The organism is Pseudomonas mendocina, assembly GCF_900636545.1.
In the GTDB taxonomy this organism is placed as follows: domain Bacteria; phylum Pseudomonadota; class Gammaproteobacteria; order Pseudomonadales; family Pseudomonadaceae; genus Aquipseudomonas; species Aquipseudomonas mendocina.
Genome location: NZ_LR134290.1, coordinates 1547464 through 1573904, shown reverse-complemented (window position 1 = coordinate 1573904; position 26441 = coordinate 1547464). Strand labels below are relative to the sequence as shown.

The 26441-nt window shown below is 62.9% G+C and carries 14 protein-coding genes and 1 riboswitch; of the genes, 5 read left to right on the top strand and 9 right to left on the bottom strand.

What is annotated here, in order from left to right:
• The first annotated feature begins 15 nt into the window (after positions 1-15).
• Together EL191_RS07205 and EL191_RS07200 are read left to right on the top strand one after the other, a co-directional pair.
• Positions 16-14448: a retention module-containing protein gene (locus tag EL191_RS07205; protein WP_126403469.1), complete on the top strand. Its 14433-nt coding sequence runs from the start codon at positions 16-18 to the stop codon at positions 14446-14448.
• Positions 14449-14576: 128 nt separating this feature from the next.
• Complete coding sequence (locus EL191_RS07200) at positions 14577-14918, top strand: hypothetical protein (protein WP_013714560.1); 342 nt, start codon at positions 14577-14579, stop codon at positions 14916-14918.
• A 46-nt stretch (positions 14919-14964) separates the two neighbouring features.
• Here the strand turns inward: EL191_RS07200 and lapD are convergent, their stop codons facing one another.
• The 4 genes from lapD to EL191_RS07180 form a co-directional block, all read right to left on the bottom strand.
• A complete protein-coding gene (lapD, locus tag EL191_RS07195) occupies positions 14965-16932 on the bottom strand; it encodes a cyclic di-GMP receptor LapD (protein WP_041977692.1) in 1968 nt (655 codons plus the stop codon).
• Between the two features lie 8 nt (positions 16933-16940).
• Positions 16941-17567, bottom strand: a complete 627-nt coding sequence (lapG, locus tag EL191_RS07190; RefSeq protein ID WP_232005531.1) for a cysteine protease LapG — start codon at positions 17565-17567, stop codon at positions 16941-16943.
• A 206-nt stretch (positions 17568-17773) separates the two neighbouring features.
• Positions 17774-18019, bottom strand: coding sequence for a DUF1145 domain-containing protein (locus tag EL191_RS07185; RefSeq protein ID WP_041977687.1), 246 nt, complete (start codon positions 18017-18019; stop codon positions 17774-17776).
• Between the two features lie 81 nt (positions 18020-18100).
• A complete protein-coding gene (locus tag EL191_RS07180; protein WP_041977684.1) occupies positions 18101-19888 on the bottom strand; it encodes an alkyl/aryl-sulfatase in 1788 nt (595 codons plus the stop codon).
• Between the two features lie 96 nt (positions 19889-19984).
• On the opposite strand from EL191_RS07180, the gene EL191_RS07175 reads away from it, so the two are divergent.
• On the top strand, positions 19985-20905 hold the full coding sequence (locus tag EL191_RS07175) for a LysR family transcriptional regulator (RefSeq protein ID WP_017361693.1): 921 nt from the start codon (positions 19985-19987) through the stop codon (positions 20903-20905).
• Between the two features lie 9 nt (positions 20906-20914).
• Here EL191_RS07175 and EL191_RS07170 read toward each other — a convergent pair whose 3' ends face one another.
• From EL191_RS07170 to EL191_RS07165, 3 genes are all read right to left on the bottom strand, one after another.
• On the bottom strand, positions 20915-21352 hold the full coding sequence (locus EL191_RS07170) for a hypothetical protein (protein ID WP_041977681.1): 438 nt from the start codon (positions 21350-21352) through the stop codon (positions 20915-20917).
• Positions 21353-21427: 75 nt separating this feature from the next.
• Positions 21428-21580, bottom strand: coding sequence for a hypothetical protein (locus tag EL191_RS24535; RefSeq protein ID WP_017361695.1), 153 nt, complete (start codon positions 21578-21580; stop codon positions 21428-21430).
• Positions 21580-21840, bottom strand: a complete 261-nt coding sequence (locus EL191_RS07165; protein ID WP_232005513.1) for a hypothetical protein — start codon at positions 21838-21840, stop codon at positions 21580-21582. Before EL191_RS07165 ends, EL191_RS24535 begins: the two co-directional genes overlap by 1 nt.
• Positions 21841-22121: 281 nt before the next feature.
• A riboswitch (guanidine-I (ykkC/yxkD leader) is annotated at positions 22122-22222 on the top strand.
• A gap of 185 nt (positions 22223-22407) precedes the next feature.
• On the opposite strand from EL191_RS07165, the gene EL191_RS07160 reads away from it, so the two are divergent.
• Both EL191_RS07160 and EL191_RS07155 read left to right on the top strand, forming a co-directional pair.
• Positions 22408-23223, top strand: a complete 816-nt coding sequence (locus EL191_RS07160) for an ABC transporter permease (protein ID WP_041977679.1) — start codon at positions 22408-22410, stop codon at positions 23221-23223.
• Between the two features lie 41 nt (positions 23224-23264).
• Positions 23265-24080, top strand: a complete 816-nt coding sequence (locus EL191_RS07155; protein WP_041977696.1) for an ABC transporter ATP-binding protein — start codon at positions 23265-23267, stop codon at positions 24078-24080.
• A 244-nt stretch (positions 24081-24324) separates the two neighbouring features.
• Here the strand turns inward: EL191_RS07155 and EL191_RS07150 are convergent, their stop codons facing one another.
• Both EL191_RS07150 and EL191_RS07145 read right to left on the bottom strand, forming a co-directional pair.
• Positions 24325-25257: a hypothetical protein gene (locus EL191_RS07150; RefSeq protein ID WP_041977677.1), complete on the bottom strand. Its 933-nt coding sequence runs from the start codon at positions 25255-25257 to the stop codon at positions 24325-24327.
• Entirely contained in the window at positions 25254-26279 is a 1026-nt protein-coding gene (locus tag EL191_RS07145; protein ID WP_041977674.1) for an isopenicillin N synthase family dioxygenase, read from the bottom strand. The genes EL191_RS07150 and EL191_RS07145 overlap by 4 nt, the downstream gene beginning before the upstream one ends.
• Between the last annotated feature and the right edge of the window lie 162 nt (positions 26280-26441).

Below are 26441 nucleotides of genomic sequence, written 5' to 3'. Positions count from 1 at the left end.
AAGGAGAGTCATACGATGAGCAGTGTCATTGCGACCGTCCAAAGCATTGTTGGCCAGGTCTTCGCCGTTTCTGCCGATGGTGCTCGACGCCTGCTGGTGGAAGGCGACCGACTCTTCAAGGGCGAGGAGGTTCTCACCGGCGACAGTGGCATGGTCACACTGAAATTGGCTGACGGCCGCACCCTGGACCTGGGTCGCGACAGCCAATGGAGTGAGTCGGACGCCCGCCTCGCGGCGCAAGACGCTCAGGCTGCTCAACAGGTCGTCAGCCCTGGCGACGAAGTAGCTCAGCTGCAACAGGCGATCGAGGCGGGGATGGACCCGACGCAGACCCTCGAAGCCACCGCAGCGGGCCCAAGCGCCGCTGGCGGCGGCAGCGGTGGTGCCGGCGGCGGTCACAGCTTCGTGATGCTCGATGCCACGGGCGAAGTGCTTGAAGCCACAGTCGGCTTCGAAACCAGCGGCCTGGGTGATTTTGCTGGCGCAGACGAACAGATTCAGGAAGCACTGCCGAATCAGGCCCCCGAATTTCTCGACGGCAACGGCGCGCCCCAAGGCCCGCTCAGCCTTCAGACCGCCGAAGACACCCCCATCAGCGGCGCCTTCAACACCCGTGATGTGAATGGCGATCTGGTTACACTGACCGTCACCCGCGCACCAACCAACGGCACTCTGGTACTCAACGCCAACGGGACCTGGACCTATACCCCGTCTCAGGATTACAACGGCACCGACAGCTTCGAAGTGACTGCCTCCGATGGCCGCGGCGCTTCCACGCCGCTGACGGTCAACCTCACCATCACCCCGGTCAACGACGCACCGGTCGCCACAGGCACCTACGATGCCACCATCGATGACAGCGCCGCAGCCGACACTTTCGCCGACATCAAGGGCCAACTGACCGCCACCGACGTCGACGATACCGTACTGACCTGGAGCGGCAGCGCCACGGGCGCATATGGTGAACTGACGGTAAACCCCGACGGTAGCTACACCTACGTGGTGGACGCCAAGGCGGTGAACGGCCTGCAGGAAGGTGAGCAGGCCAGTGACAGCTTCGTGGTCACCGTGCGGGACCCCTCCGGTGCCAGCGATACCCGCGTCATCACCATCAATTTCAATGGTGCCAATGACACCCCCATCGCCACTGCCAGCAGCGCCGCAGTCACCGAAGACCAAAGCGTCAACGGCACGCTACAGGCCAGTGATGCCGATAAAGGTGCAGTACTCAGCTACAGCCTGACCGGCAACGCCCCGGCGGGCTTCGTTCTGAATGCGCAAACCGGCGAGTGGTCGCTGGATGCCGGCAACGCCGCTTACCAGTACCTGGCCGAAGGTCAGAAACTGACCCTGACCGTGCCTTTCGAAGTCAGCGACCAGCTTGGTGCGAAAACCAGCAGCACCCTGACCATCACGGTTACAGGGGTGAACGATGCAGCCGTTCTCGGCAGCGCCAACGTGCAACTGACCGAGACCGACGCACCGCTGAGCACTGGCGGCACGCTGGCCATCAGTGATGTCGACAGCCCCAACACCTTCGTTGCCCAGAGCAATGTCGCGGGCACCTACGGCACATTCAACATCGACGCTGCCGGTAACTGGACCTACGTCGCCAACTCAGCCTTCAACGAGCTGAACGTCGGCGACAAGCTGACCGAAACTTTCGAAGTTTCCTCTGCCGACGGCACCAAGACCAGCGTCACCGTCACGATCAACGGCAGTAACGACGCCGCTATTCTCAGCAGCGCCAACGTACAACTGACCGAGACCGACGCACCGCTGAGCACTGGCGGCACGCTGGCCATCAGTGATGTCGACAGCCCCAACACCTTCGTTGCCCAGAGCAATGTCGCGGGCACCTACGGCACATTCAACATCGACGCTGCCGGTAACTGGACCTACGTCGCCAACTCAGCCTTCAACGAGCTGAACGTCGGCGACAAGCTGACCGAGACTTTCGAAGTTTCCTCCGCCGACGGCACCAAGACCAGCGTCACCGTCACGATCAACGGCAGTAACGACGCCGCTATTCTCAGCAGCGCCAACGTACAACTGACCGAGACCGACGCACCGCTGAGCACTGGCGGCACCCTGACCATCAGTGATGTCGACAGCCCCGCCACCTTCGTTGCCCAGAACAACGTTGCCGGCACCTACGGCACATTCAACATCGACGCTGCCGGCAACTGGACCTACCTCGCCAACTCGGCCTTCAACGAGCTGAACGTCGGCCAGTCCTACAGTGAGTCCTTCAAGGTCACCAGCGCGGACGGTACCGAAACCAGCGTCACCGTCACCATCAACGGCACCAACGACGCCGCTGTACTGAGCAGCGCCAATGTTCAGTTGACCGAAACCGATGCCCCGCTTACCGCCAACGGCACCTTAACCATCAGCGATGTCGACAGCCCGGCAACCTTCGTTACCCAGTCCGGTGTCGCCGGTCAGTATGGCACCTTCAGCATCGATGCGGCCGGCAACTGGAGCTTCGTCGCTCACTCCGCCTACAACGAGCTGAACGTCGGCCAGGCCTACAGCGAGTCCTTCGAAGTCGAATCGGCGGATGGCACCAAGACCAGCGTCACCGTCACCATCAACGGAAGCAACGACCGTCCTGTAGGCGTGGCCGACCACGTAACACTGGACGAAGACACCACTGCCACCGGAAATGTCCTGAGCAATGACACCGATGTAGACAACACCAGCCTGACGGTCACCAAATTCAGCCTGACCAACCTGCCCTTCGTCAGCTTCAATGCCGGCGCAACCGCCGACCTGGTCATCGGCAAGCTGACCATCCAGGCCAACGGTGATTTCACCTTCGTCCCGGCCAAGGACTACAACGGCCCGGTGCCGTCCATCACCTACACCCTGAGCGATGGCAGCGCCACCAGCACCGCCACCCTCACCTTCGACATCAAGCCGGTCAACGACGCCCCGGTCAACACCACTCCGGGCGCCCAGACCCTGGCCGAAGACAGCAGCAAGACCTTCAGCCTGCTCAATGGCAACAGCATCGCCGTCAGCGATGTCGATGGCGATCGCCTGACCACCACCCTGAGCGTCGAGCACGGCGTGCTGACCCTCGGCCCGCTGAAAGGCGGCGTGAGCTTCAGCGGCAACGGGACCGGCAGCATTACCCTGGTGGGTTCGCAGGCTGCCATCAATCTGGCCCTGCAAGGCCTGAAGTACGTTCCGGGCAAGGACTATAACGGCCAGGACACCCTGACCATCAACACCACCGACGGCAAGTTGAGCGACAGCGACAGCGTCATCCTCAACATCACCCCAGTGAACGATGCCCCGGTCGCCACGCCCACCACCGCCTCTACCCTTGAGGATGCCCCGGTCATCGGCGGCAAGCTCGCCGCCACCGACGTCGACGGCGACACCCTGACCTACAGCGCCAAGGGCACCCTCCCCGGCGGCTTCACCCTGAATTCCGATGGCACCTGGACCCTGGACCCGAGCCACGCCGACTACCAGCACCTGGCCGAAGGCAAGTCCACCACCCTGACCATCAACTTCACCGCCACCGACGGCAAGCTCTCCGGCAACAGCACGCTGACCATCACCGTCACCGGCGTGAACGACAAGCCGACCATCACCGCCGCCACCGCCGCGGCCACCGAAGGCAACGGCGAGATCAACGGCCAGATCGCCGCCAATGACGTCGACGACGGCGCCGTCCTCAGCTTCAGCACCACCGCCAACGTCGCCGGCCTGACCCTGGGCACCGACGGCAAATGGACCTTCGACGCCAACAATAGCGCCTACGACTACCTGAAAGGTGGCGAGGAGCTGGTCATCACGGTACCGGTCACCGTCACCGACGAGCACGGCGCCAGCGCCGACAGCACGCTGACCATCACCCTCACCGGCACCAACGACGCACCGGTGGCCAACGCCGTCAGCGCCTCGGGCAACGAGGACCAGGCCGCGCGCATCCAGGTCAACCTGTCCGGCAGCGATGTCGACGGCACCATCACCGGCTTCACCATCGGCTCCGTGCCGGCCAACGGCACCCTTTACGCCGGCGCCAACGGCGGCACCGCCCTGAAGGCCGGCGACAGCGTCACCGGTCCGGTGTACTTCGTCCCGAACAAGGACTGGAACGGCACCACCACCTTCGAATACAGCGCCGTCGACAACGACGGTGCTACCTCCGTAGACAAGGCCACCGCGACCATTACCATCGCGCCAGTCAATGATCGCCCTGTTGGAGTCAATGACTCGGTCACCCTCGACGAGGACACCACTGCGACCGGCAACGTCCTGAGCAACGACAAGGACGTGGATGGCGATACCCTGACGGTAACCAAGTTCAGTATCACCGGCCTGCCCTTCGTCAGCGCCAAGGCCGGCGAAACCCTCGATTTGGGCGTGGGTAAGCTGACCATCAAGGCCAATGGCGACTTCACCTTCGTTCCGGCCAAGGACTACAACGGCCCGGTCCCAAGCGTCACCTACACCCTGAGCGATGGCAGTCTCACCAGTACCGCCACGCTGCGTTTCGATATAACCCCAGTGAACGATGCCCCGGTCAACACCACTCCGGGCGCTCAGACACTGAATGAGGACGGCAGCAAGGTCTTCAGCATCTTCGGCAGCAACAGCGTCAGCGTAAGCGACGTGGACGGCGATCGCCTGACCACCACCCTGACTGTCGAGCACGGCGTGCTGACCCTCGGCCCGCTGCTGGGCGGCGTGACCTTCAGCGGCAATGGCACCGGCAGCATCACCCTGTCAGGCACTCAGGCCGCCATCAACGCTGCGCTGCAGGGCCTGAAGTACGTCCCCGCCGCCAACTACAACGGCCAGGACACCCTGACCATCAGCACCAGCGACGGCAAGCTGAGCGACATCGACAGCATCACCCTGAACATCACCCCGGTGAACGACGCCCCGGTGGCTACCCCCACCAGCGACAGCACCGTCGAGGATGCCCCGGCCATCGGTGGCAAGCTCGCCGCCACCGACGTCGACGGCGACGTGCTGACCTTCACCCTGAAGAACGCCGCCCCGGCCGGCTTCAGCCTCAATGCCGACGGCAGCTGGACCTTCGACCCGAGCAACGCCGCGTACCAGGCCCTGGGCGAAGGCGAGAAGCTGGTCATCCAGATCCCCTTCACCGCCACCGACGGCTCGCTCTCCAGCAGCAGCACCCTGACCATCACCGTCACCGGCGTGAACGATGTTCCGACCGTCACGGGCGCCATCACCTATGGCACCAACGAAGACGCGGCCGGCCATGTGATCGACCTGCTGGCCAACGCCAGCGATGCCGACGCCATGGACGTGCTCAACGCCGTCAACATCACCGAAACCAGCGGCAAAGACGCCAGCGGCGTGACCATCCAGGGCAACACCCTGGTGGTCGACCCATCCAAGTACAACTACCTGGCCAAGGGTGAAAGCGTCGTCCTGACCTACGAATACCAGGTCAGCGATGGCAAGGGCGGCCTGGTCACCACCAGCGCCACCGTCACCATCGACGGTGTCAACGACGCACCGGTGGTCAGCAGCGCCATCGTCGTGGATAGCAACGAAGACGCCGCAGCGTTCAACGTCGACCTGCTGGCCAATGCCACGGACGTCGACCTCAGCGACGTGTTGGGTATCAGCAACCTCAAACAGGTCGGCACTCAGGACGCCTCGGGCGTGACCCTCAGCGGTAATGGCCTGCAGGTGAACCCGAACGCCTACAACTACCTCGCTGCTGGCGAGAAGCTGGTGCTCACCTACAGCTATGACGTCGTCGACAACAACGGCGGCGTAACCCCGACCACAGCAACCATTACCATCGAAGGGCGTAACGATGCGCCCGTTCTGGAAAGCACGGTACAGAGCGGCAGCATCACCGAACGCGCCGACGGCGTGCCGGGCGAGAACGCCGGCAGCCTGACCGCGAGCGGCGATATCGGTTTCAGCGATGCCGACCTGAGCAACACCCACACCGTGGGCAGCCAACTGATCAGTGCGAAGGACGGCAAAGGCCTGGATGTCGACGTGCTGGGCAACCTCAGCGCAGCCATCAGTGATGCCGCCCAGGGCGACGGCCAGGGCTCCGTGCACTGGAACTACAGCGTCGCCGCCGGTGCGCTGGACTACCTGGGCGCCGGCGAGACCGTGACCCTGGTGTACCGCGTCACCGTTACCGACAGCAGCGGCGCCTCGGCTTCCCGTGATGTCACCATCACCCTCACCGGCAGCAACGATGCGCCGATCGTGAGCGGCGTTGCCACCACCCTGACCAACGAAGACGAAGCGGCCTACAGCCTCGACCTGCTGCAACACGCTTCCGACGAGGATGCCAACGACATTCTCAGCGTCGATAACCTGCAGCTGGTAGGCGGTGGCAACGACGCGGGCGTCACCTTCGACGCTGCCAGCAACAGCCTGCAGATCGACCCGTCTCAGTACAACTACCTGGCCGCTGGCGAGAAGGTCGTCCTCAACTACAGCTATGAGGTCAGCGACGGCAAGGGCGGCGTTGTCAGTGCCAATGCATCTGTCACCATCGAAGGCCGCAACGATGCACCGGTGGTCACCGACACCAGCGTTACCGTCGCCGAGGAAAGTGTCGGCACTCCGCTGAACATCGCCGCACCGACCGACGTCGACAGCAGCGACGTGCTGACCATCACCGTCACCGGTCTGCCCACCGTAGGCACCGTGACACTGGCCAACGGTACCCCGGTGAGCAACGGTCAGACCCTGACCAGCGCCGAACTGCAAGGGTTGAAATACAACGGCCCGGATGACTACAAGGCCGGCGATCCCGTGGGTAACTTCACCTACAGCGTCAACGACGGCACCACCAGCGTCGAGGGCAAGGTCACCCTGGGCGTGACTCCGGTCAACGACGCGCCGGATGCCAACGACGACTTCGGCGTCATCGCCGGGCTCAAGGGCAACTACTACGGTTACCGTGAAGGTGTAGACGGCGGCAACCTGCAGAACCTCGCCGGCGTAGCGGCCTTCATCGCTAGCCGCACGCCCAGCGCCACCTTCACCGCCACCGAGCTGAACTACGGCAACGGCGTGAGCAATAACCTGGGCAACGACCAGCAACTGCAGAAGTTCCTGGGCGCCGATGCTGCTTCGCTGAACACTGACCCGGCCAACACCTCTGATGCCATCATCGAGATGAACGGTCAGATCAACCTGAATGCCGGCACTTACCAGTTCCGTGTCACCGCGGACGATGGCTACAGCATTCTCGTCGACGGCAAGGTGGTAGCCGAGTTCAACGGCAACCAGAGTCCTACTGCACGCGAATCGGCTACCTTCACCATCACCGAAAGTGGTCCTCACGACATCCAGATCATTTACTGGGACCAAGGCGGTCAGGCCCAACTGAAGGTCGAACTTCGTCCTGAAGGTGGCAGCTACACAGTCGTCGGCGGTGCTCAGCTGAGCCAGGCCGGCAACGACCTGCTGATCACCAATGAAGACCAGCCGCTGACCATCGAGCCCTCTACCCTGCTGGGCAACGATAGCGATGTCGACGGAGACACCCTCAGCATCGTCAGTGTCCAGGATGCCGTCAACGGCAGCGTGGCCCTGGTCAATGGCAAGGTAGTGTTCACTCCCGACGCGAACTTCAACGGCAAAGCCACGTTCACCTACACGATCAGCGATGGTAACGGCAAGTTCGATACAGCCACCGTCACCGTAGGCGTCAAGCCGGTCAATGATGCACCGGTTTCCGCTCCGCAAAGCCTGACCACCGCCGAAGATACTGCGGTCGATGGCAAGATCACCGCCACTGACGTGGACGGCGACACCCTCACCTACAGCATCGCCAGCGGCAACGCTCCGCAGCACGGCACCGTGACTCTGCGCGCCGACGGCACCTTCACCTACGTACCGGGCAAGGACTACAACGGTCAGGACAGCTTCACCGTCACCATCAGTGATGGTAAAGGTGGCACCACCACCAGCGTGATCAGCCTCGACATAACCCCGGTCAACGACCTGCCGGTCACCGCCGACCAGACCAAGGTGACCGACGAGGATCAGAGTGTCAGCGGCCAGATCGTCGCCAGTGACGCGGACGGCGACAAGCTGAGCTATGTGATCCAGTCCGGCGTCGCCCACGGTTCGATCCTGCTCAACACCGTCACCGGCGCCTATACCTACACGCCGAACAAGGATTACAACGGGACAGACAGCTTCACCATCCGGGTCTACGATCCGAAGGGCGGCTACGCCGACTCCGTGGTGAACATCACAATCAACCCGGTGAACGACGCACCGGTTTCAGGACCACAGAGCCTGACCACCGATGAAGATGTCGCAGTTAGCGGCAAGGTCAACGCCATTGACGTGGACGGTGATGCCCTCACCTACAGCATCGCCAACGGCAACGGCCCGCAGCATGGCACCGTCACGCTAAATGCCGACGGCACTTTCAACTACGTACCGAATAAGGACTACAACGGTCAGGACCGTTTCACCGTCACCATCAGTGATGGTAAAGGCGGCACCACCACCAGCGTGATCAGCCTCGACATCACCCCGGTCAACGACCTGCCGGTCACCGCCGACCAAACCAAGGTGACCGACGAGGATCAGAGTGTCAGCGGCCAGATCGCCGCCAGCGACGTCGACGGCGACAAGCTGACCTACACCATCCAGTCGGGCGTCGCCCACGGTTCGATCCTGCTCAACACCGTAACCGGCGCCTATACCTACACGCCGAACAAGGACTTCAACGGGACGGACAGTTTCACCATCCGGGTCTATGATCCGAAGGGCGGCTATGCCGACTCCGTGGTGACGGTCACCGTCAACCCGGTCAACGATGCTCCGGTCGCAAGCCCGTCCAGCATCAGCACCGACGAGGACACCCCGGTCGACGGCAAGATCACTGCTCGTGACGTCGACGGCGACACCCTCACCTACAGCATCGCCAACGGCAACGGCCCGCAGCATGGCACCGTGGTGATGAACGCCGACGGCAGCTATACCTACCAGCCAGCCAAGGACTTCAACGGCAGCGACTCCTTCACCGTCACCATTGATGATGGCAACGGCGGCACCACTACCAGCGTGGTAAGCGTTACCGTCAAGCCGGTCAATGACGCGCCGACTGCCGCTCCATCGAGCATCAGTACCGACGAGGACACCCCAGTCAACGGCAGCGTGGTCGGCAACGATGTCGACGGCGATACCCTCACTTACAGCCTCGCCAACGGCCCGCAGCATGGCAGCCTGGTGCTCAATGCCAACGGCACCTACACCTACCAGCCAGCCAAGGACTTCCACGGCAGCGACTCCTTCACAGTGACCATCGATGATGGCAACGGCGGCACCACTACCAGCGTAGTGACCGTCACCGTCAACCCGGTCAACGATGCTCCGGTCGCCAACGACGACAGCGTCACCACCCTTGAAGACACAGCAGTCACCATCGACGTGCTGGCCAACGACACCGACGTTGACGGCGACAGCCTGCTCATCAGCGGTGCCAGCGCCGGTCACGGCAGCGTGTCCGTCGTCGACGGCAAGCTCGTCTATACCCCAACCGCCAACTACAGCGGAAGCGACACCATCAGCTACAGCATCAGCGACGGCAAAGGCGGCACCAGCACCGCGAGTGTGCAGGTCACTGTCACCCCGGTGGCAGACGCACCGAACCTCAGCATCCAGACTCCGGCAGGCACACCACACGCAACTGGCCTGACACTGCAGAGCTGGAACGGCCTGGCCCTGGGCAGCAGCGGCAACGGTGCCACGCCGGCCACCCTGAAAGCCACCATCGATGCCGCGGGCACACCTGCCAGCAGCACCAGTGCCAATGACGCCCATCTGGATAACGTCAATGCCGGCGTGGCCAACAAGTTCTCCGGGCTGATCTACCTGCAAGCCGGCGAGACCTACACCTTCAGCGGCGTGGGCGACGACAGCGTGCTGGTATCCGTGGGCGGCACCACCGTGGCCAGTGCCACCTGGAGCGGCAACACCGGACAGTTCAGCGGCAGCTTCACCGCCCAACAGAGCGGCTACTACACCCTGGATATCTACCAGCACAACCAGAGCGGCCCGGGTAACCTGGATGTCAATGTCAAGGTCGGCAACGGTCCGGTGCAGGATCTGTCCACCGCCAACGTACTGCTCTACCGCGACACCACCGACCTGACCGGCGACGGCGTGCGCGTCTCGGAACTGCACGGTAGCGATGGCAAGGGCTACTACCAGGTCTATGGCTACAACGAAGGCGACGAGAACAGCAGCATTCCGCTGTCGCACCTCAGCGCCAGCCTGGTGGACACCGATCTGTCGGAAAGTCTCAGCATCTCGATCTCGCAAATCCCGAGCGGCGTCACCATCAGCGACGGGACCCCGGGCCACAGCTTCACCGCCGATGGCACCCACTCGGAAGTGGACATCAGTGGCTGGAACCTGAGCAACCTGAGCCTCACCTCGCCCAACGCTGGCAGCTTCGACCTGAAGGTCACCGCGACTGCCACTGAAGGCGCGAATGGCGACAAGGCCAGCACCAGCCTGACCCTGCCGGTCGTCGTGCATGGCGTGAACGATGCCCCCACCAGCGCCGACAACACCGTCAACACCAACGAAGACACGCCGCATAGCTTCAGCAGTGCCGACTTCGTCTTCAACGATGTCGATGCAGGCGACAGTCTCAAGGCCATCCGCATCAACAGCCTGCCGGCCAGCGGTAACCTGAGCCTGGGCAACGAAGCCGTGACCATCGGCATGATCATTACCGCGGCGCAGATCGCCTCCCTGGTCTACACCCCGGCGGCCAACGCCAGCGGCAACAGCAGCTTCAGCTTCTCGGTGCAGGATCAGAGCGGCGCCTTCTCCACCACGCCGAACACCATGACCATCCAGGTCGCGGCCGTGGACGACGCACCGGGGCTGTCCAACAGCACCGTCAGCTTCGCCGAGAACATTGCCTCCGGCAGCACCATCGCCGACCTCAATGACCGCTTTACCGGCACCGACCAGGACCGTGACGGCGAACCGCTGTTCTACAGCATCACCGGCGGTAACGACGCCGGCCTGTTCGCGATCAACTCGAGCACCGGCGTCATTACCCTGGCCAGCGGCAAGTCGCTGGACTACGAGACCGCTACCCAGCACCAGTTGCAGGTAACGGCCACCGACGGCAAGACTCCGGTCAACGCGACGGTCACCGTCAACGTTACCAACGTCAACGACAACGGCGTGGTAATCAGCGACGCCAACCCGGCCGCCAACACCGTGGTCGAGAACGCCGCCAACGGTGCCACCGTCGGCCTGACCGTGCTGGGCCGAGATGGCGACGTAGGCGCAACCATCACCAAGTACGAGCTAACCGATAACGCGGGCGGCCGTTTCGCCATCAACGCCAGCACTGGCGTGGTTACTGTGGCTGACGGCAGCAAGCTCGACTACGAGAGCGCCACCAGCCACAACATCACCGTCAAGGTGACCAGCTCCGATGGCAGCACCAATACCCAGGTGTTCACCATCAACCTGAGCAACGTCAATGACAATGGCATCACCCTCACCGACGCCAATACAGCCATCAACAGCGTCGCCGAAAATGCCACCAACGGTACCCTTGTCGGCATCACTGCTCTCGGCGTGGACGGCGATGCTGGCACTACCGTGACCTACTCGCTGACCAACAATGCGGGTGGTCGCTTCGCCATCGACGCCACCACGGGTGTAGTGACCGTAGCCGACGGCAGCAAGCTCGACTACGAGAACGCCACCAGCCACAGCATCACTGTGCTCGCCACCAGTTCCGACGGCAGCACCCAGTCAGCGAACTACTCCATCGCCGTGACCAACGTCAACGAAGCCCCCGTGGTGGTCGCTGGCGCTGCGGTCACCGGTAATGAAGACAGCAACTACATTTTCAAATGGAGTGACTTCAAGGTCAGCGATGTGGACGCCAACAGCAGTCTGTCGATCAAGATCGAGAGCCTGCCTGGCGAAGGCAAGCTGCAGGTCAAGTCAGGCAACAACTGGGTCGATGTCAACACCAACGCTACCGTGACCAAGTCAGTGATCGACGGCGGCGGCCTGCGCTTCGTGCCAGATAGCAACGAGTCCGGCCACGACAGCTTCGGCGGCAACGGCATCGGTCTCAACCAGGCCACCTATGCCACCTTCAACTACAGCGGTAGCGACGGTTCCCTCAGCACTGCCAGCAGCACCATGGGCATCGATATCACGCCGGTCGCCGACGTGCCGACGCTCAGCGTCAAGTCGGCTGCAAAGAGCACGCTTTTCACCACCACGTGGGAAAGCGCGCCGGACAGCGACTACACCTCCGAGTCGATCAAAGGCTCGACCTTCGAAAACTGGACGCTGGTCACCACCGGTGACAAGCGCACTGGCGGCACCAATGTCTTCGAGGTCTGGGGTCACAACGACAATATGGAGAATCAGGCCGGCAACCTGGTCACCATCAAGATGCCGGGCACTGGCAACAACGACGCACTGGAACTGAACGACGCTGGTGGCACCATGGCTCAGACGCTGGGCATCACCCGCAACGTCGCGACCGAGGTTGGCAAGGTCTACGACCTGTCCATGGACTACGCCGGCCGCCTGGGCTTCGATACCACCTACACCAAGATCGCGGTCTACCTGGGCAGTACCCTGGTGGGTGAATACGGTTCCAGCAGCAGTCAGACCAGCCTGAACTGGGAGAATATCCACTTCAGCTTCGTCGGCACCGGCAGCACCGAGGCGCTGACCATCAAGCTGGCAGGTACTTCAACCCATGAGTCCGGCCGTGGTGCACTGATCGACAACATCACCCTCTCCTCGTCTCAGGGCGTGGTGGCTGGTGATGGCGGCGTCAACGGCAAGACCAGCATCGCCCTGGCCAACTACATCAGCGGCGCACTGACCGACACCGACGGCTCCGAAAGCCTGCGCTACGATCTCTCCAACCTGCCTGCCGGCGCCAGCATCGTGGTCGGCAACAGCACCCTGGCGGCAGTCAACGGCGTAGTCTCCCTAAGCGCGGCGCAGTTGGCCACCGCCAAGCTGCAGGTCAGCGGCGCGGTGCGCGGCGAGATCGGCCTGGACGTCAAGGCTGTATCGGTCGAGCCCAACGGCAGTACTGAGAGCACCAGCAGCCAGCACCTGACGCTGAAGATCGTCGAGGGAGGTATCAGCCATGACAGCCTGACCACCAACACCATCACAGTGGCCGATACCAGCAGTGCGCTGTCTTCTGGGCTGACAGGCGAATACTGGGGCTACCAGGAAGGCACAAATGGTCCTAACCTTACCAGCCTGTCCCAGGTAGAGGCCTTCATAGAAAGCCGCACGGGTAACACAAGCAGCCTGGTCGGTTCCAATGACAACGCGGCGGCCTCCTCGGTCAACGCAACGTTCATCGCCAATCAGATCAACTACGGTCTGCGCAACAATGGCAATACGGTGTTCAGTGATGATCTGGGTGACAACCGCACCGTCACCAATGGCAACACCATTGGCAGTTCCGGCGACTCTCAAAACAACCTGTACGACTTCCTGACGGCAGCCGGTACTGGCAACGTCTCCAGCCTCAAGGCCGGTGGCGCGAACCTCGGTGATACCTCGGATGCGATCATCCGCGCTCACGGTTTCCTCTCGGTCAATGCCGGTACCTATGACATCCGCATCACAGCGGATGACGGCTACCGCCTGATGATCGGTGGCCAGGATATCGCCAACGTCGACAAGATCCAGTCCACGACCACGGACACCTATAAAGGCGTCAGCATCGCGGGTGGTCTGCAGGCGCTTGAGTTGCTTTACTGGGATCAAGGCGGCGCAGCCAGCCTGAAGGTGGAATTCAAGCTCAGCGGCAGCGCTGACAACACCTACAAGGTGCTAGGCAGCAACGGCCTCAACCTCTATCAGGCACCCGGCGAGGGTCAGGAGCTGGTACAGACCAATACCGGTTGGGCGATACACACCATCGGCACCACCAACGGTGGCGACGCCAGTGACCTGATCAACGGCAGCAAGTACTCCGACATTCTCAATGGCGGCAACGGCCACGATGTGCTCTACGGCAACGGCGGTCACGACCTGCTCAATGGCGGTGACGGCAACGACCTGCTGATCGGCGGGGTCGGCAACGACACGCTGATCGGCGGTGCAGGCGCCGATACCTTCATGTGGAAGTCTGGTGACTTCGGCAATGATGTGATCAAGGACTTCAACGCGGCAGAAGGCGACCGTATCGATATCAGCGACCTGCTGCCCGATACTGCCAACGCCAACAACCTCCTCGATTACCTCAAGGTCGATACCGTGACCAACACGCTGCAGGTCAGCACCACCGGCGATCTGGCCAACAACGTCGATGTGACCATCAAGCTGGAAGGTGTGAACCTGAGTCAGTACGGTGCCACCTCCTCGCAGATCGTCAACTCGCTGGTGGCCGGTGCCGACCCGCTGGTGAAGACCGAACACCACTGAGGTTCCCGACCCTGCCACCGCGCGTCACGCGCGGTGGGAGGGCGTGCCCATCCAACCGATCTTGTCTATGCGTCGTCCGGCGCGTATAGGTGTATGTCCGGTGATCGACGTCTCATCAGGAGGCATCCATGCTTTACGTGCAGCGCGACGACCAGGGCAACCTGATCCGCGTCGAAGCGGCCGAGTTCGAGGGTTTTACCCAGCAGCTCCCCGCCGATGACCAAGACATATTGGCCTGGTATTCCAATCAGGCCATCGAGACCAGCCTGCTGCAGCTGCGTCAGAGCGACCAGGAGATGGTTCGCGTACTGGAAGACCTGATCAGCGTGCTGATCGCCAAGGGCATCATCCGCATTACCGACCTGCCACCGGCCGCGCAGTCCAAGCTGCTCAGCCGCAACCAGGCACGTGAAGCCCTCGGCAGCCTGTCTCGCCTGATCCAGGAGGAAGTGAGCACAGGCCTGATCTGATCCCTGCACGCCTGCGTGCCGACCATCGCCGGCACGCCAGCCCGGCTTAGCTCCTGCTCGGTGCCGGCGGCCACGGCATGGGGGCACCCACCAACTGCCCCTGCACGCCCTGAATGCCCATCTCCCGCAATACCTGCAGTTCCCCGTCGGTTTCCACGCGCTCGGCGATCAGTGGCAGATCGATGCTGTGCGCTGCGCGCTGCATGGCGTCGATGAACAGGCGCTTGTCAGCTTCCTGATCGATGGCGCGGATGTAGCTGCCATCGACCTTCAGATAAGCCAGACCGAGGCGAGCCAGATTGCCGATCATGCTGAAGCGGCCACCGAAGTGCTGCAGGCTGAGACTGAAGCCCAAGCTGCGCAGACGCCGGGTCAGTTGTTCCAGTGCGGCCTGTTCGGGCAACTGATCCTCTTCCAGTTCCAGCACCAGAAGCGCGGCGAATTCGGTATGTCGTTTGAGCAGCTCGAAAGCCTTTTCCAATGACTTGGGCTCACGCAGCAGTGCCCCGGAAAGATTCAGTGCCAGCGGCTGTGCATGGCCAGCCAGGTGCTGCAACACCATCTCAAGCATCAGCAGGTCGAGCCGCGACGACCAGCCAAAACGCTGCAACCAGGGCAGGAAGCGTCCGGCAGGAATAGTCGCCCCCAGCTCGTCGCGAATGCGTGACAGCACCTTGTAGTGCAACACCTGGCCGGGATCGCGGGCACTGACCACCGGCTGGAAATACAGCTCGATCTGACGCCGGCTCAAGGCCTGATCCAGCAGCGAGCGCCAGACATGACGCTCATCCCCGACACTGGCGATCTCATCGCGCGAGGCCAGGGCCCAGCACTGCTCGCTCAGGCCTTCGGCCCTGACCAGCGCCTCGTCAACCAGGCTCAGCAGCTCGCCACACTCGTCACCGGGCCGGAACGGCGCCAGACCGATATGCGCCATCGGCGCCAGGTCGCTGCCGCAGGTCATGGCCAGGCTGGCAAACGCTGTCTCCAGACGCATGGCCAATTGCTCGGCCTCCTCGGCGACCAGCCCCGGCGCCAGCAGCGCGAAATCACCGCCGCGGCTGCGGGCCACCAGACAACCGGCGCCCAACGTCGCGCCTTCGCGCGACAGCAGTTCAGCCACCGCCAGCAGCAACTGATCGGTACGCTGGCCGCCCAGACGCTGGTTGAGGCCAGCCAGATCACGAACCCTGGCCATCAGCAGGTAACCCACATTGGCCTGGTCTTCGGCCCCCAGGCGCACCTGCAGCTGCATCTCGAAGTAGCGACGATTGGCCAGCCCGGTCAGGCTGTCCTTGTAGGCTTCGTCACGCAGTCGCTCGCTGCGCTCGGCCTGTTCCTGGAACAGCGCCTTGAGCTTTTCCACCATCTGATTCATCGCCTCCACCACTCGGCGCAGTTCGGGCGTACGCGGCAGCATGGGCAGGCTGAGGAACTCGCGGCGAGCAATCGCATGAGACTGCTCGACCATGTAATCCAGTGGTTTGAGCTGGCGACGCAGTACGATCGCACCGACCGCGGCGCTGAGCAGGCCACAGAGCAGCAGCCAGCCAAGGCTGCCCAGAGCACTACGCCAGAGCCGGGCGATGGCGAACATGGGATGGCTCTGCACCTCCACCCGCGCCGCCTGCTCCCAGCCGCGACTGACGAGAGCATCGCCGACCTCGGGCTGCAGGCCGATCAGGTCGACGAACCATTGTGGTGCCTCGGTATCCGCCGCACCAGGCACGCCGCTACGCTCGACCAGCGTCTTGCCGCTGGCGATGTCGATCACGCGGATGCTCTGGAAGTAACCGCTGTCGAAGATCGAGCTAACCATCAGCTCCATCATCGCCGGGTCGTCGACATGCGGCGTCAGCGACAGGCCCAGGGCCGTGGCGGCGTCCTGCGCGTGCGAGCGCAACTGATTGACGTACTGCTCGCGGGAGCTTTCCAGGCCGACCATGAAGCTACCGGTGAAGGCGACCACCAGGAACAGGCAGATGGCGATCAGCAATTGTTTAAACAGAGACATCTCGACTCCTATCGACCCGGTTCCACCGGGAAACCCTCGGCGACCATCTTCTTCAACAACTCCTGCCAGCGCGACAGGCGCTTGGCATCTCCCACCTGCTTGCCGCCACCCTTGCCCGCCAGCCACAAACCCTCGGCGTTGAAGGCATATACCGGCAATAGATCCGAGCGCTCGTTGGCAGGGCGAATGACATTGATCAGGTTGTCCAGCACCAGTGGCATGGCATCGGGTGTGGCGTAATAGGTCAGCACCATGTGCGCCTGCTTAAGACGCAGCGCCTTGACGTAGGTAATGCGCAGCTTTTCACTGGCGACACCAGCTTCACGCAGGGTGAAATACTTGGCGATGGCGAAATCCTCGCAGTCGCCCGCGCCCTTGCGCAGGGCCTCGACCGGGGTCGCCCAGTAATCGTTCTGCCGCCAGATTTCGATATCGTCACGAAAGCGCAGACTGGCGTTGAAGAAACGGTTTACCGCCTCCAGCTGAGCGGGTTCATCGAGCGCCGGCAAACGCTCGAGCAAGGCCTGCCATTCATCGATGCGCGCCTTGCCATTGCCGAGAGGCCCGTAAAGCTTCTCGGCACGCTGACTGATCAGGTTGAAATCCCAATCCGCGTGCAACACGCCAGCGAGCATGATCAACAGCAACGGCGCAGCCAGGAGCGACTTGCGCCGGCCCCGCCCAAATCGACCTGCGCCCGCGCAACCTCGAAACATCGGCAATCCGTATCGGGGCTGACTACCCCTGGAACAAGGCGGGAATGGTGCGGGCTGAGCGCCAAAAAGACAATGGCACTTCGCCGTTATCGGTGAAGTGCCAAACTCTTAAATGGCAGTGATGTTCAACGTAGTCCCTGCAAATGCAACAGGCCGAACAGCAGCACCTGCAGACGCTGCCACCCTTGCCTCGGCAAACCCTGCAAGCGCGAACGAAACAGCAGTAGCTCGCCGACATGCGCCAGCAGAACAAGCAACGCAGCCCAGTTGACCCAGCCGCCGAGGGGCGTGGCGAAGGGGTAGAGCAGATTGAGCAGCGCCACCAACCAGAACATAGCCAGGACGCCCTTGGCGAAAGACAGCAGGTTCATCGTCAACCTCCGATTGAATGAACCTGAAGTGTGCCGGGCCATTCAGCAGGAGGGCGCCCTTCTTTCGACTAGCGCTTACCCCTAGCGCAGGGTTAGCCCGAAAGCCTCGTCGCTGAAGTCAAAGCAGCTGAGGAAGCGACGAATTTCCAGCAGGTTACCGTCGACCTTCACATCGCCGAGCAGTGCGCCTTTGACCAAGCCACCTTCGCCGGTCAACAGAGTTTCCATGAAGCGCTTGTCCATGCTCAGGCGTAGAGCCGTGCCTTCGGGAATGCCCTTGTGCAACTGCGCGACACCACGGCGGACCTCCAGTGCCCATTGCTCGTCCACGTCGGGGAAGCTGAAGCCCAGGGTCAGCTCGACATCGCCAGCCTTCTCCGGGTCGATACGGGTCACCCAGTTCTGCAGGAAACTTTGCGGGGTGAAGCTGCGCACCATGTCCGGCGAGAGGAAGACCTTGCGCATTTCCACCGAGCGTTGGCGGATGACATCGCCGTCAAGCTTGCCCTCCAGCTCCATGGCGCTCATCAGGTACCAGTTGCGCCAGTTGATGTTCATGCTGGCGTAGCCCAGCTTGCGGAAGCTGCGTGCCTTGATCTCACGCGCCAGCATGTCTTCGTGGTCGACGCGGATCGCATAGCCGGCCAGCTCCGCCGCCCACTGGTAGTCGCCCTTGAGGTAGGCATTGCCGGCTTCCAGCAACAGTTTCTCGCGGCCACCAGCCAGGGCGATCAGGCGCTCGGCCTGCTGCTTGGGCGGGGTCGGGTCGAGGGCCACCGGATCGCCCTGAAACCAGCCCAGGTAACCGTTGTAGATCTGTCGCACGCTGTGTTTCACCGTGCCGTAGTACTCGCGCAGATAAGGCGTATAGCCGGCCAGGTGCGGCGGCAGTTTGACCTTCTCCACCAACTCGTCCGGCGTCAGGCCCTTGTTCATCCAGCGCACGGTCTGGTCGTGAATGTAGGCGATGCCGTCGCGGGTCATGCGCAGCACTTCCTCGACCTTGTCCTGGCCGCTGACCGGGCGCCCATGCAGCGGCACCATGTACTCGGCCTGGTAGGCACGCAGCTTGTCCAGGCTCTCGACCCACTGCACCGGGTCGCGGAACTTGGTGCCGCGCAGTGTGTGGATGTTCGGCAGCGTCGGGCCCTGGTCGACCTCGGCGCTGATCAGCACGCGGTTGGCCGGCAGGTACAGGGTGATCTCGTCCGGTGCCTCGCTGGGCACATGTAAAAACTGCACATCGAGGCCGGCGATGTTGGTGTCCAGGCGCTCGCCGAAGGTTACGGTCGGCGCGATGAAGGACGACGGCTCGGGCTTGGCCAACGGACCGATGCCACCGTTCATGCCCTCCTGGTCACTGGCCGGCAGGAACGAGCCAAAACTGTACGCCGAGCGCACGCCAAGAATCGGCCCGACCAGCGCCCCCTGCGCCACCACGTTCTGCAACAGGGTCTCGTGGGCGTAGATCTGCACGTCGCCGCGTTCCACCTGCTCGCGACTAACGAAGGCCTGCACACCGTTGATGTGATCCGGGTGGAAGTGGGTGTAGACCACGGCCTTGACCGGCTTGTCGCTGAGCTTGCGGAACTCGGCCATGATCTTGCGCGACTCGCTCACCGACTCGCCGGTGTCGACGATGATCAGCCCCTGCGGCGCCTCGATCATCACCACGTTGCCCAGTTGCCAGCCGACCGCCGAATAGACGTTGTTGGCGACGCGATAGACCTGCTGGGCAAAAACCTTGGTGTGAGCCGCCAGTTCGGCGTTGATGCTGGGTTCGATACGCTCGGCCGGCAGTTCGGCAACGGCGCTCAATGGCAGGGTGGCGGCCAGCAGCAGGCCGCTGAAGCGTGAGAAGGAACTCATGGCATTGACTGTCTTGTTGTTGGAGTGCTGGCAGGTTGGCAAAGGCAGCCTGATAATTCCAATGCATTCGAATAAGTCAGTTAATGCAGGAAGCGCATGAACGATCTCCGTCAGCTCCGCCACTTCGTCGCCCTCGCCGAGCACGCACATTTCGCCCGCGCCGCCGCGGCCGTACACCTCAGCCAGCCAGCACTGAGCCGCAGCATCCAGGCGCTGGAGAGCCAACTCGGCTGCACCCTGGTGGATCGCCACAGCCGTGGCGTCAGCCTCACCGCCCATGGCCGACTGGTACTGGAACATGCGCGTCGCCTGCTGGCCGGCAGCCTGGCGCTGAGCAACGCGGTCAATCAGCTGGGCAATCTGGAGGCTGGCGAATTGCGTCTCGGCGCCGGCCCCTATCCGGCCGCGCGGCTGATTCCGCAGGCGCTGGGGCAGTTGCTGCAACGCTACCCGCGGGTGCAGGTGAAACTGGACATCGCCAACTGGCTGGAACTGCGCGACAGCCTGCTGGACTCGACCATCGAGCTGTTCGTCGCCGATATCCGCGAATTGCAGGACGACGCTCAATTGCGCATCGAACCGCTGCGCGTGCATGAGGGTGTGCTGTTCTGCCGCCCGTCTCACCCCCTGCTGCAGCGTGGCGATCTGCAGCTACGCGACCTGCTCGACTTCCCGCTCGCCGGCACACAGCTGCCACAGGTGGTCGAACGCAGCCTGGGCCTGGCCAGTGGGCGAGCGCAGCCGTTGAGCGTGCAGTGCGACAACTTCCTGGTGCTCAAGCGCCTGGTGGCCGACAGTGATGTACTGAGCATGGCGCCTTGGGACGTGATCGCCGACGAAGTCGACAGCGGCCAACTCGCCCTGCTGCCACTGTTGCCCCAGGGCCTGCACCAGCATTCAGCCTATGGCCTGGTCAGCCGTGCCGGCCACAGCCTGTCGCCGGCGGCTCAGGCCATGGTCGAAGCGATTAGTCGGGTAGATGAGGAAACGCCGCGTACAGGGCACGCGGCGGATTAAGAAGGGGGCTTACCAGCGGCGCTCGCCGCTACGACGTTGTTCATTGTGGCTGCGCCCATTGGAGAAGCGCTGCTGCGTATTGCGGCCAGCGTCCCAGCCACGCGGTATTTGCCCACCACGATGTTCCTGACGACGCTGGTCACGGTGATAGTCATGCCGCGGCTGGTCGTAGCGTTTGTAACCGTCACGGTAACGCTGGTCGTGGCCGTAGTGATGACGTGGCGGCGGTGTCGGCACATAGCGTGGAGGCGCCGGGTAGTAATGCTGACGGCGATCCTCGTAATAGTAGCGTGGCGTCACATAGACAGGCGGCGCGTAGTAATCACGCCGGTAGCCATCGTGGTAACGGTAGGCGTGGCCGCTGTGATAGCCACGGTCGTAGTCATAGACCGCACAACCACTGAGGGAGATGAACAGCAGGGCGGCGAAGAAAAGTCGGTTGGTCATGGAGCCTCCGCAGGGGAAGCAGGAGGAGCAGTCAGCTCCTCGGAAAAGAAACCGGGCAACGAGCCCGGAGCCGAATCAGCAACGGCCTTTCTTGGCCTGCCCAGGCGGACAATGGGGTGGACCACCGGTATCACCAATATCGATACCAATACCCGGCAGCCTGAGGCTGCAACCGGACAGACCAAACACCAAGGTCGTCGCCAGCAAAAGCGCAAACAGGGCTTTCATCAGCAACTGCCCTTCATGCGGTGCCCCGGCGGGCAAAAGGAACCACCGTTGGAATGGCCGTGTCCGCCCAGGTCAACACGAATCACGTCAGGATCGCCGACGCGAGCATGCACGCCCGGTGCACTGAAGCTGCAGCCCCCCAGCCAAAATGCCAATGTCATCACAATCAAACCACGCATGCTGGAATACTCCTCGAATTTCCAATATCCGCTGGACGGTGACGGCCCGAGGCGCAGCACCTTCAGCTGTTTGTAAGACATGCCGCACATACGCCCGTTCCGTGCAGGCAAGTGAGCTGCATCATGAGGCGACGAACAGCATTGGCCCAAGATTCGCTGGCCGCGGACAGAAAGCTCTGAGCCATCTCACGCCCCAGCAAGCAGCACGACATGATCGCAACGCACCAGCACGGCGCAGCGTATCCTCGACGTTCTGCAGACGAGCGCCACCTGGCGCGGTTCGCGGTGCATGGCACGATGTTCGCTAAGAACCACTCGTGCAGGAACAACCCGGTTCGCCGGGATCGCGGCACCACAATTTGCCAATAGCCGGCTAGGGTTCCGGCTCGCCACAGGCGAGCGACTGGTCCGAGAGCTGGCGACCTCCAGCGAGGTTACACGGCGGGACAAAAGCCCGGGAGAACGCGCCCCATCCGTGGGGAACCGCCGCGAACTCCTGTCCGCCCCTGTCAAACTGGAGGTTCATCATGGGTATCCCCCACTCGCATCAGCGGCAGCTAGCCGTCACCCCCAAAGGCCCGAAACCAGCGTGCTTTTGCGCTTGCTAGCTGCGCACGCATTTCGCTCCAGGCCCGACGAGGACTTTCCATGCGCCTGATCAACCGCCACCCGGATCGCAGCGGCCGTTTGCTGCTGATCCTGCTGCCCTTCGCCTTACTGCTGTTCGTCTACTTCAGCGCTTCGACCACCCGCCTGGCCGAAAACCCCAACGACAAGCTGCTGCCCAGCGCCAGCCAGATGGTCGATGCCATCGACCGCCTGGCCTTCACCGAGGACAAACGCAGCGGCCAGTACCTGTTCTGGCAGGACACCGCCTCCAGCCTGCAACGCCTGGGTATGGGCCTGGGCATCGCCGCACTGCTGGGCCTGGTGCTGGGCATCGCCGCCGGCAGCGTGCCGCTGTTCGGCGCACCGCTATCGCCGCTGCTCACGGTGCTGTCGATGATTCCGCCGCTGGCCATCCTGCCGATCCTGTTCATCGTCTTCGGTCTGGGTGAGCTGTCCAAGGTAATGCTGATCGTCATCGGCATCACCCCCTGCATCGCCCGCGATATCGAACAGCGTGCCCGCGAGATTCCCGGCGAACTGCTGATCAAGGCGCAGACGCTCGGTGCCAACTCCTGGACGCTGATCCTGCGCCTGGTACTGCCGCAATTGATGCCACGCCTGCTGATCTCGCTGCGCCTGATGCTCGGTTCGGCCTGGCTGTTTCTGATTGCCGCCGAGGCCATCGCCTCGACCGACGGCCTCGGTTACCGCATCTTCCTGGTCCGTCGCTACATGGCCATGGACGTGATCCTGCCCTACGTCGTGTGGATCACCCTGCTGGCCTGGCTGATGGATCTGGGCCTGCGCCAGGTGCTGCGCCTGTGCTTCCCCTGGCATGAAGGAGGCAAGGCATGACCCTGTACAGCCAACATATCGTCCCACTGAGTGAACCCGTCATGCGCGACTCCAGTACGCCTCCTGCAAGCACAGGGAAACCCGCCTTTATCGAAGCGCGCAACCTGTGGCAGGAATACGGCGATCTGGTCGTGCTCGAACGCCTCAACATCAAGGTCAACGAGGGTGAGTTCTGCACCCTGGTCGGCGCCTCCGGCTGCGGCAAATCCACCTTCCTGCGCATGCTGCTCGGCCAGGAGCGCCCGAGCCGTGGCGAGTTGTTGCTGGGCGGCCAGGCGCTGCCCAACGAACCCGACCCGAGCCGTGGCGTGGTATTCCAGCGCTACTCGGTATTCCCGCACCTGAGCGTGCTGGACAACGTCGCCCTGGGCCTTGAGCTGCCGAACTCGAAGCTGCTGGGCAGACTCTTCGGCGCAGCCAAGCGCGAAGCCCGCGAACGCGCTGCCGAAATTCTCACCAAGGTCGGCCTCGGCCACGCGCTGAACAAATACCCCAGCGCGCTCTCGGGTGGCATGCAGCAACGCCTGGCCATCGCCCAGGCGCTGGTGATGCAACCGCGCATGCTGCTGCTCGACGAACCCTTCGGCGCTCTCGACCCCGGCATCCGCAAGGACATGCACGCGCTGCTGCTGGAGCTATGGAAGGAAACCCGCCTGACCGTATTCATGATCACCCACGACCTGTCCGAAGGCTTCAGCCTCGGCACCCGCCTGCTGGTGTTCGACAAGGTGCGCCAGGACCCGCAGGCGCCCAACGCCTACGGCGCACGCATCACCTACGACATCCCGCTCAACGAGACGCGCCGAGCACAGGTGCAATTGCCCAGCGAATTGGCCGAGCGTATTGCCACCCGCTGATTGAGCGGCAACTTCGATGCGCACAGCGCACCCTACGCAGCGTAAACCGCGCGATAAACCGTAGGGTGCGCCGCGCGCACCAGCTCTGCCGGCACAACATCGCGGCTACGACGGCATGAATGCAGGAGGTAAAGCGAAGCAGGATGCCCGAGCCGAAAGCCCCTCCCACGAATCAATGAGACAAACCGTGGGAGGCGCTTCAGCGGCAAGCCTTTCAGCGGTAAATCAGGTAGCTACCGACCGGCTAGCTCAACACCTCGAGATAGCGCGACAGCGTTTCGCTCTCCGCCGCAAACCAGCGCTGCGCCTCGCCGGTAGTCGGCGTGGCGAGTTCCGCGCGCCAATCCGGCTCCAACGTATCGATGATGAACGTCCGTACCACCGCCCGGCCGTCCGGGCGTTGCAGGTGCTGACAGACGCGCTCTGCTCCCGGTAGCTCGAAGCCCTCCAGCGAAACCATCTGCCCCACCCGTGCCGGCATGGTCGACAACGCCACCTGATAACTCCCCTGCTGATCCGCGTAAGCCAGCGAAGTCTCGCAGTCGAACAACGCGGCCAGAGCCTCACCATCACCTTGCGCCCGTTCGGCGCGCTCACGCAGTTGCATCGTTGACTCGCCAGGCTCTGCTCCCCGGCCATGCCCCCAACCAAGCTGCTCGCCACAGAGAATCAGACCACCACCGCGCTGCAGCACCTCACCGCTTTCGGCGTCGCACTCCTCCAGCAAACGCAGACCGATCAATGGCCCGCTGCTGGCCTGCAAACGCCAGTCCTCGACATAGGCGCCCGTGGTGCCGAACTCGATCATGCAATTGCCGATGCGCTGCAACTGCGCGGGCTCCGGCCAGCGGTTGTGCAGTTGCAGGGATACGCCACCGTGCCAGCTCAGGTAGCCGTTCTCCCAAACGCTATCGGCCACCCAGCCTTCATGGTTGGCAAGCTGGCGCAGTTCGGAGGCGTCGTAGTCCTGCCAGGCCAGTACCGGTAGCGCGGGTGCGTCTGGCAAGCGCAGGTCGATGGTGAAGGTGCGACTTTGCAGCCAGTGCACCTGGGTACGCTCGTCGCTGCGGCCATCGGCAAAGCTGATGGTGCGGCGGCGAAAGTGCCCGAGCATCCAGTCCGGCACGCCGCCCTCGGCGCGTTGTGGGTAACGTGCAGCCAATTCCAGCAGGTTCATACCGTCACCTCCTGGCGGCCCTGACCAAAACTGGACAAACCCGCGGCACCATCGGGCAGTTGCAGCGAACCATCCTCCAGCCGCTCGCGCAGATAGCGGAAGGTCTGCGCGGTCTGGGCAAACAGATGATCGCCACAGTTCACAGGCTCGTACACGCGCTCACCGCGCGCCGGCAGGCCAGCGATCGGCGCAATGCGCGTCGGGTAGTCACAGGCGCAGAACAACGGGAAGGCGAAGCGCTCCTCACTGACCTTGCGCACACGGTGCGAGGTGGCGACGAAGTTGCCGTTGCTGAGCACCTCGAGCATGTCGCCGATATTGATCACGAAGGCGTCCTCCACCAGCGGCACGTCGATCCACTGGCCGTCGCCGTTGAGCACCTGCAAGCCTTCAGCGGTAGGCAACAGAATGGTGAAGCACTCGTAGTCGGTGTGCGCGCCAATGCCTGGGCGGTCGGCCACCGGATCGGGATCGAGTGGGTAATGGATCATGCGCAACTGGCTGGTGGGCTGCCGGGTGATGCCGGCGAAGGTGTCCTCGGCCAGCCCCAGCGCCAGGGCGAAACCACGAAACAGCGTATCGCCCAGCGCCAGCGCCGCGCGGTAGTAAGCGCCGACCTCGCGCTTGAAGTCAGCCGAGTCCGGCCACTGCGTTGGCCCCAGCAGCGGATAGACCTGGGCCGCCGCGGTGTAGTCGTAATTAACGTCGTAGGCTTCCTTGAGGTCCTTGCTGCCGCCGGCGAACTGCTCCTCGCCTTCCGGCACGTAGCCGCTGTGGTTGCTCGACTGACCGATGTAGAAACGCATCTTCTGCTCCAGCGGGCGAGCGAAGAAACTGCGCGCCTGCTGGATCAGCCCGTCGCGCAGCTCACGCGAAATACCGTGCCCGGTAATCTGCAGGAAGCCACCCTCACGAGCGGCGCGGCCCAACTCGTCGGCAACGCGCTGGCGTTCGGCGAGGCTCTCGGCATAAAGACCGGCAACATCAATCAGAGGAATGGACGTGAAGTGGGTATGCGCCATGGCAATCTCCCTTGAACAAGTGAGTTACCTGGTCGTCCAGACGAGCAGCGGGTCGGGTCGTCCCGAGAGCGGCAGCGAGGTCGCCTCTGCAACAGGGTCGATAGCGATTTCCATGCCACCGCCATAACGCCAACAAGCCGTTATCCCGCGAGCAAACTCGCC

Bases quoted from the DNA above. Each gene is read 5' to 3' on its own strand.
- lapD (WP_041977692.1), bottom strand. From the start codon at position 16,932: ATGTCTCTGTTTAAACAATTGCTGATCGCCATCTGCCTGTTCCTGGTG.
- EL191_RS07160 (WP_041977679.1), top strand. From the start codon at position 22,408: ATGCGCCTGATCAACCGCCACCCGGATCGCAGCGGCCGTTTGCTGCTG.
- EL191_RS07170 (WP_041977681.1), bottom strand. From the start codon at position 21,352: ATGACCAACCGACTTTTCTTCGCCGCCCTGCTGTTCATCTCCCTCAGT.
- EL191_RS07155 (WP_041977696.1), top strand. From the start codon at position 23,265: ATGCGCGACTCCAGTACGCCTCCTGCAAGCACAGGGAAACCCGCCTTT.
- EL191_RS07185 (WP_041977687.1), bottom strand. From the start codon at position 18,019: ATGAACCTGCTGTCTTTCGCCAAGGGCGTCCTGGCTATGTTCTGGTTG.
- EL191_RS07145 (WP_041977674.1), bottom strand. From the start codon at position 26,279: ATGGCGCATACCCACTTCACGTCCATTCCTCTGATTGATGTTGCCGGT.
- EL191_RS24535 (WP_017361695.1), bottom strand. From the start codon at position 21,580: ATGAAAGCCCTGTTTGCGCTTTTGCTGGCGACGACCTTGGTGTTTGGT.
- EL191_RS07180 (WP_041977684.1), bottom strand. From the start codon at position 19,888: ATGAGTTCCTTCTCACGCTTCAGCGGCCTGCTGCTGGCCGCCACCCTG.
- EL191_RS07200 (WP_013714560.1), top strand. From the start codon at position 14,577: ATGCTTTACGTGCAGCGCGACGACCAGGGCAACCTGATCCGCGTCGAA.
- EL191_RS07175 (WP_017361693.1), top strand. From the start codon at position 19,985: ATGAACGATCTCCGTCAGCTCCGCCACTTCGTCGCCCTCGCCGAGCAC.
- EL191_RS07165 (WP_232005513.1), bottom strand. From the start codon at position 21,840: ATGTCTTACAAACAGCTGAAGGTGCTGCGCCTCGGGCCGTCACCGTCC.
- EL191_RS07150 (WP_041977677.1), bottom strand. From the start codon at position 25,257: ATGAACCTGCTGGAATTGGCTGCACGTTACCCACAACGCGCCGAGGGC.
- lapG (WP_232005531.1), bottom strand. From the start codon at position 17,567: ATGCTCGCTGGCGTGTTGCACGCGGATTGGGATTTCAACCTGATCAGT.
- EL191_RS07205 (WP_126403469.1), top strand. From the start codon at position 16: ATGAGCAGTGTCATTGCGACCGTCCAAAGCATTGTTGGCCAGGTCTTC.